The organism is Cedecea sp. B1(4), assembly GCF_059414925.1.
Genome location: NZ_JCAHMZ010000395.1, coordinates 1 through 262 on the forward strand (window position 1 = coordinate 1; position 262 = coordinate 262).

Below are 262 nucleotides of genomic sequence, written 5' to 3' on the forward strand. Positions count from 1 at the left end.
GGCTCCGATCTGGCTGCGCGCCGCGCATCGCGGCGTGCCCACTTTTCTCGTGACTGCCCTGCTGCTGGGGCAGTCTTCGATGGCGTTGGCCGAATCCCCGGCACAGCGCCAGGAGCTGATCGCGGCGCTGCGTCAGCTCGACGCGCTGGAGCGCACCGTCACGGGCGGCGCTGCACACGCGCCGATCCAGCCGGGCGAGCGCTACCACTTCGACTACCCGCGGCTCCTGGCTGACCTGGCGCGCATGCGCGCCGGCATCCAG

At 72.1% G+C, this 262-nt stretch carries 1 protein-coding gene; it reads left to right on the top strand.

What is annotated here, in order from left to right; genetic code table 11:
* On the top strand, positions 1 to 262 hold a 262-nt coding region (locus ACR6JA_RS23450; protein WP_494599961.1), incomplete at both ends, for an integrative conjugative element protein, RAQPRD family.